We start from the raw sequence: 6,683 nt of genomic DNA on the forward strand, positions 1-6,683 counted from the left end.
AGCCCCCTGGGATGGGACGGGTAGGGGCGGCGGGGGCGAGAAAATTAGGCCGGGCGCAGCCACACCGTCGCCAGTGGCGGCAACGTCAGCCGGATGCTGGCCGGGCGGCCGTGCCACGGCTGGGCTTCCGGCTTGAGCGGGTCGGGGTTGGTGACGTCGCTGCCGCCGTACTTCGCCGCGTCGGTGTTCAGCGACTCGTGCCAGGCCGGGACGTCGTCCGGGACCCCGAGGCGGTAGTCGTGCCGGACCACCGGCGACATGTTCGACACCGCCAGCAGCGGAGCCCCCTCGGCGTCGTAGCGCAAGAACGCGAAGACGTTGTCGTCGGCCGCGTCCCCGACCACCCACTGGAACCCGGACGGATCGGTGTCCCGCTGCCAGAGGGCCGGAGTGTGGCGGTAGACCGTGTTCAGGTCGCGGACCAGGTCCCGCACCCCCCGGTGATCGGGCTCCGCCCCGTACGCCGGGTCCAGCAGCCACCAGTCCGGGCCGTGCGCCTCCGACCACTCCGCGCCCTGCGCGAACTCCTGCCCCATGAAGAGCAGTTGCTTGCCCGGGTGGGCCCACATGAAGCCCAGGTACGCGCGGTGGTTGGCCCGCTGCTGCCACCAGTCGCCCGGCATCTTCGACACCAGGGACCGCTTGCCGTGTACCACCTCGTCGTGGGAGATGGGCAGGACGTAGTTCTCGCTGTAGGCGTACACCATCGAGAACGTCATCTCGTTGTGGTGGTACTTGCGATGCACCGGCTCCTTGGCGATGTACTCCAGCGAGTCGTGCATCCAGCCCATGTTCCACTTCAGCCCGAAGCCGAGGCCCCCGAAGCCGCCCGGGCCGGCCACGTGCGTCGGGCGTGTCACACCGTCCCAGGCCGTGGACTCCTCCGCGATCGTCACGACGCCGGGCACCCGCCGGTACACGGTCGCGTTCATCTCCTGGAGGAACGCCACCGCGTCCAGGTTCTCCCGGCCCCCGTGCTCGTTCGGGACCCACTGGCCCGGCTCGCGCGAGTAGTCCAGGTAGAGCATGGAGGCGACGGCGTCCACGCGCAGGCCGTCGATGTGGAACTCCTCGCACCAGTAAATGGCGTTGGCGACGAGGAAGTTGCGCACCTCACGGCGACCGAAGTCGAACTCCAGGGTGCCCCAGTCGGGGTGGGCGGAGCGCAGCGGGTCCTCGTGCTCGTAGAGCGGGCGGCCGTCGAACTCGGCCAGCGCCCAGTCGTCGCGCGGGAAGTGCGCCGGCACCCAGTCCATCAGCACGCCGATCCCGGCCTGGTGCAGGGCGTCGACCAGGTACTTGAAGTCGTCGGGGGTGCCGAGGCGGGCCGTGGGTGCGTAGAGCCCGGTGACCTGGTAGCCCCAGGAGCCGCCGAAGGGGTGCTCGGCGACCGGCATCAGCTCGACGTGGGTGAAGCCGAGGTCCTTGACGTACGCGGGGAGCTGCTCGGCGAGTTGCCGGTACGTCAGCCCCGGGCGCCAGGACGCCAGGTGGACCTCGTAGACCGAGAACGGCGCCTCGTGCGTCGGGACCTCCCCGCGCCGCGCCAGCCAATCCGCGTCACCCCACTCGTGCTGCGAGGCGTGCACGATGGACGACGTGTTGGGCGGGGCCTCCGTACGGCGGGCCAGTGGGTCGGCGCGCAGCGTCTTCGAGCCGTCGGGCCGGGTGATCTCGAACTTGTACAGCTCGCCCTCGCCGATGCCGGGCACGAACAGCTCCCAGACGCCGGTGCCGCCGAGCGAGCGCATCGGATACCCCGTGCCGTCCCAGAAGTTGAAGGTGCCGGCCACGGACACGCCCCGCGCGTTGGGCGCCCACACCGTGAACCGGGTGCCGGTCACGCCCTGGTGCGTCATCGGCTCGGCGCCGAGCGCCCGCCACAGCTCCTCGTGCCGTCCCTCACCGATCAGATGCAGATCGAGCTCGCCCAGCGCGGGCAGGAAACGGTACGCGTCCTCGGTCTCCTGGACCGAACCCTCGTACGCGACGAGGAGTTGGTAGTCCTCCGGTACCTCTCGCAGGGGCAGCAGCCCCGAGAAGAACCCCTCCGCGTCGTCGTGCAGCTCGGCCCGCAGACTCCCCGCGACGACGGTGACCGACAGGGCGTACGGCCTGAAGGCCCGGAAGGCGACCCCGCCGGGCACCGGGTGCGCGCCGAGCACGGAGTGCGGGTCGTGGTGGGTGCCGCTGAGGAGGCGGTCGCGGTCGACGGCGTCGAGGGCCGGCGAGACGGCGACCTCCACCGGTGCCGGGGCTTCGACGGGCCCAGCCGGCTTCGGGATCGCTTTCTGCGCCGGGATCTTCTTCTGCGCGGCCTTCTGCGCGGGGATCTTCTTGGCGGCGGCCTTCTTCGGGGCCGTGCTCTTCGACGTGGCCGTGCTCTTCGCGGCCGTCTTCTTGGCTGCGGCCTTCTTGGCCACGGCCTTCTTCGCGCCGGTTTTCTCGGCGGCAGCCGCCTTCTTCGCCGGGGCCTTCTTCGCGGCCGTCTTCTTGGCGGGCGCTTTCTTCGCAGCCGCCTTCTTCGCCGCGCCGGCCTTCGTCGTCCCCTTCTTCACGGCCTCCGCGGCCTTCTCGGCGGCCTTCGCCGTCTTCGCTGTCGCCTTCTTCGCGACGCTCGTCTTCTCGGCCTTCTCCTCGGTCTTCACCTCAGTCGGCTTCTCGGCCGTCTGCTGCGGATCCGAATCGCTGGAGGGAGTGGTGCGGGGGGTCACGGGCGGGGCCTCCTCGGCGAGGGTGGGGATGTGGGTGCGGGGGTGGACGGGGGCAGGGACAGCGGAGACGGGGGCGGGGACTGGGATTGGGATTGGGACTGGGGGCCGGTGTCCGCGGCGAGGCGGCGTACGGCGGACAGCGGTACCGGGAGCCAGTCGGGACGGTGACGGGCCTCGTAGACGACCTCGTAGATCGCCTTGTCGGTCTCGTACGCGCGCAGCAGCACCGGATCGGTCCGTGGATCGGCGCCGCTGACCTGCGCGTACCCGGAGCAGTACGCGGCCCGGCAGGTGTCGGCCCAGCCGGGTACCGCAGGGTCGGCCGAGTGGGCGGCGTAGTCGAAGGAGCGCAGCATCCCCGCGACATCCCGCACCGGCGGCTGTGGCATCCGCCGTTCGGCCAGCGGCTTCGACGGCTCGCCCTCGAAGTCGATCAGCCACCACTGTCCGGCGGGCGAGCGCAGGCACTGCCCGAGGTGCAGGTCGCCGTGGATGCGCTGGGCGGTCCAGGTGCAGCCCTCGGCGGCCAGGTCGGCCAGCGCCTCGAAGGCGGAGCGCAGGCCGGGCGCGTACGGCCGTAGCGCGGGCACCGCCTGCGCGGCCGCGTCCAGCCGCTCGACCATGCCGTCGACCAGCTGCGGCACCTGTGCGTGCCCCAGAGTCACGGTCGGCAGTGTGCGGGCCAGCGCCATGTGCACCTCGGCGGTCGCGCGCCCGAGCGCCCGTGCCGCCACGGCGAAGTCCTCACCCTTGGCCAGTTCGCGCAGGGCCAGCTCCCAGCCGTCCGCCGCGCCCTGCACGAAGGGCTGGAGCACACCGAGGACGTAACCCTCGCCGGACAGCTCCGCCCGGATCCACGCGGTCGGCGCGGGCACCCGGTCGCAGCTCTCGCGGGCCAGCGCCAGCGGTAGCTCCAGGTCGGGATTGACGCCGGGCACGATGCGGCGCAACAGCTTCAGGATGAACGTATCGCCGTAGACGACCGACGAGTTCGACTGTTCGGAGGTGACCAGGCGCGGCACCAGGCCGGACCGGATCTCCTGGCTTTCGTCCCGCTCGAAACGCAGCGCGCCGATCCGGGCCCCGGTGCGCAGCGCCTCCAGGAGCAGCTCGGTGGGGCGCGGGTCGTACAGGGCGTCGTACACCGTGCGTCCGGCGAGCGGGCCCTCGGCCACGTGTCCGATCAGCGCGGGCGCGAGCCGCGGCGGCAGCGCCTCGCGCTCGCCTATGACGAGTTGGTAGCAGTCCGAGGGTTGCTCGGGGGCGCCCGTCAGGGGCGCGAGTGGCTGATGGGCGCGTACCAGCAGGTGGTACAGGCCCAGCTTGCCGCCGGGCGGTAGCAGCTCGGTGGCCGCCACCAGCGAGAACCCGGTGACCGGGCGCCCCTTGCCCGCGAACCAGCGCTGCCGTGGCAGCCACTCCCGTAGGAGCGGGTCCAGCGATGCAAGGAGGCCGGGAGGGGTCGTAAGGGTGCGGGTGACGGCTTTCGACATGGCGTCACGTCCTTTCCCCGGGCCGGTCGGGGTGTTACTGATGCGTGCCCCGGGCGGGGCGGGAGAAACCGCCCCGCCGGGCTGTCAGGCGGCGTCCTTGCGGAGCCGGAACCAGTAGAAGCCGTGGCCGCCGAGGGTCAGCAAGTACGGCAGCTCACCGATGGCCGGGAATCGCACCCCGCCGAACAGCTCGACCGGATGCCGCCCGTTGAACCTCCGCAGATCCAGCTCCGTCGGCTGCGCGAACCGCGAGAAGTTGTTCACGCACAGGACGAGATCGTCCTCGTATTCGCGCAGGAAGGCGATCACGGCCGGATTCGACGACTGGAGTTCCGTGTAGGAGCCCAGTCCGAAGGCCGGATTCTGCTTGCGGATCTCGATCATCCGGCGGGTCCAGTGCAGGAGAGAGGACGGCGAGGACATGGACGCCTCGACATTCGTCACCTGGTAGCCGTAGACCGGGTCCATGATCGTGGGCAGGAACAGCCGTCCCGGGTCGCTCGACGAGAAACCCGCGTTGCGGTCCGGCGTCCACTGCATGGGCGTGCGTACGGCGTCGCGGTCGCCGAGCCAGATGTTGTCGCCCATGCCGATCTCGTCGCCGTAATAGAGGATCGGCGAGCCGGGGAGCGACAGCAGCAGGGCGGTGAACAGCTCGATCTGGTTGCGGTCGTTGTCCAGCAGGGGAGCCAGCCTGCGTCGGATGCCGATGTTGGCGCGCATACGCGGATCCTTGGCGTACTCCGCGTACATGTAGTCGCGCTCTTCGTCGGTGACCATTTCGAGGGTCAGCTCGTCGTGGTTGCGCAGGAAGATGCCCCACTGGCAGCCGGAGGGGATGGCCGGCGTCTTGGCGAGGATTTCCGAGACCGGGTAGCGGGATTCCCGCCGTACGGCCATGAAGATGCGCGGCATCACCGGGAAGTGGAACGCCATGTGGCATTCGTCGCCACCGCTTGGGAAGTCGCCGAAATAGTCGACGACGTCTTCCGGCCACTGGTTCGCTTCCGCCAGCAGCACCGTGTCCGGGTACTGGGCGTCGATCTCCTTCCGTACCCGCCTGAGGAAGGCGTGGGTCGCGGGAAGGTTCTCGCAGTTCGTGCCCTCCTGGGCATAGAGATACGGCACCGCGTCCAGCCGGAACCCGTCGATTCCCAGGTCCAGCCAGAACTTCAGCGCCGAGAGGATCTCCTCCTGCACGGCCGGGTTCTCGTAGTTCAGGTCCGGCTGGTGGGAGAAGAAGCGGTGGAAGAAGTACTGCTTGCGGACCGGGTCGAAGGTCCAGTTGGAGGCCTCTGTGTCGACGAAGATGATGCGGGCGTCGGCGTACTGCTTGTCGTCGTCGGCCCACATGTAGTAGTCGCCGTAGGGGCCGTCGGGGTCTTTCCTCGACTCCTGGAACCACGGGTGCTGGTCGCTGGTGTGGTTCATGACGAAGTCGATGATGACCCGCATACCGCGCTGGTGGGCGGAGTCCACGAAATCCACGAAGTCGGCGAGGTCACCGAATTCGGGCAGCACGGACGTGTAGTCGGAGACGTCGTAGCCGCCGTCCCTGAGCGGTGACTTGAAGAAGGGCGGCAGCCACAGGCAGTCGACGCCGAGCCATTGCAGGTAGTCGAGTTTGGCGGTCAGGCCTTTGAGGTCGCCGACGCCGTCGCCGTTGCTGTCCTGGAAGGAGCGGACCAGGACCTCGTAGAAGACGGCGCGCTTGAACCAATCCGGGTCACGATCCTTGGCAGGAGTGTCCTCGAAGGTGTCCTGAACGGGCTCGTTGACGATCATTTTGTGGGTGACCCTCCGATCTGCGGGGTGGACGGTCGCAGGACGGTGAGGATGTGCGCGGGACGAGTGCCCGGTTCGAGACGCACGTAGTTCGCCCTGCCCCAGTGATAGGTCTCGCCGGTGAGCTCGTCGCGCACCGGCACCGACTCGTGCCATTCCAGGCCGAGTTGCGGCATGTCCAACGAGACCGTGGCCTCCTGGGTGTGGTGAGGGTCGAGGTTGGCGACCACCAGAACCGTGTTCGAACCGCTTCGCTTCGAATACACGATCACCGCGTCCTTGTCCGCGTGATGGAAGTGGAGGTCGCGCAACTGCCGCAGGGCCGGATTGGCCCGCCGGACGGCGTTGAGCTGGGTGATCAGGGGGGTGATGGTGCGGCCTTCGCGTTCGGCGGCGGCCCAGTCGCGGGGGCGTAGCTGGTACTTCTCCGAGTGGAGGTACTCCTCGCTGCCGTTGCGCAGGGGGGTGTTCTCGCACAGTTCGTAGCCGCTGTAGATGCCCCAGGTGGGGGAGAGGGTGGCGGCGAGGACGGCGCGCAGCTCGAAGGCGGGACGGCCGCCGTGTTGGAGGAATTCGTGCAGGATGTCGGGGGTGTTGGCGAAGAAGTTCGGCCGCATGTAGGTGGCCGCCTCGCCGGACAGTTCGGTCAGGTACTCGGTGAGTTCCTGCTTGGTGTTGCGCCAGGTGAAGT

General features: G+C 69.3%; 3 protein-coding genes and 1 pseudogene. All 4 read right to left on the bottom strand.

Going from position 1 to position 6,683, the window contains the following annotated elements; genetic code table 11:
- Positions 1-44 precede the first annotated feature (44 nt).
- A complete protein-coding gene (gene glgB / locus EHO50_RS32250) occupies positions 45-2,714 on the bottom strand; it encodes a 1,4-alpha-glucan branching enzyme (RefSeq protein ID WP_128434759.1) in 2,670 nt (889 codons plus the stop codon).
- Positions 2,711-4,207: a maltokinase N-terminal cap-like domain-containing protein gene (locus EHO50_RS32255; RefSeq protein ID WP_128434760.1), complete on the bottom strand. Its 1,497-nt coding sequence runs from the start codon at positions 4,205-4,207 to the stop codon at positions 2,711-2,713. The genes glgB and EHO50_RS32255 overlap by 4 nt, the downstream gene beginning before the upstream one ends.
- A gap of 84 nt (positions 4,208-4,291) precedes the next feature.
- The gene (gene treS / locus EHO50_RS32260; RefSeq protein ID WP_128434761.1) at positions 4,292-5,992 is read right to left on the bottom strand and encodes a maltose alpha-D-glucosyltransferase; all 1,701 of its coding nucleotides are present in this window, start codon (positions 5,990-5,992) and stop codon (positions 4,292-4,294) included.
- Positions 5,989-6,683 (bottom strand): annotated as a pseudogene (locus EHO50_RS32265) (alpha-1,4-glucan--maltose-1-phosphate maltosyltransferase); the annotation flags it as partial. The pseudogene EHO50_RS32265 and the gene treS, both read right to left, overlap by 4 nt.

The sequence above is a fragment of the Streptomyces cyaneus genome, assembly GCF_004028635.1.
In the GTDB taxonomy this organism is placed as follows: domain Bacteria; phylum Actinomycetota; class Actinomycetes; order Streptomycetales; family Streptomycetaceae; genus Streptomyces; species Streptomyces cyaneus.

What these genes read in the sequence shown, in the direction of transcription:
- EHO50_RS32255 (WP_128434760.1), bottom strand. Translation starts at nt 4,207, where the DNA reads ATGTCGAAAGCCGTCACCCGCACCCTTACGACCCCTCCCGGCCTCCTT.
- treS (WP_128434761.1), bottom strand. Translation starts at nt 5,992, where the DNA reads ATGATCGTCAACGAGCCCGTTCAGGACACCTTCGAGGACACTCCTGCC.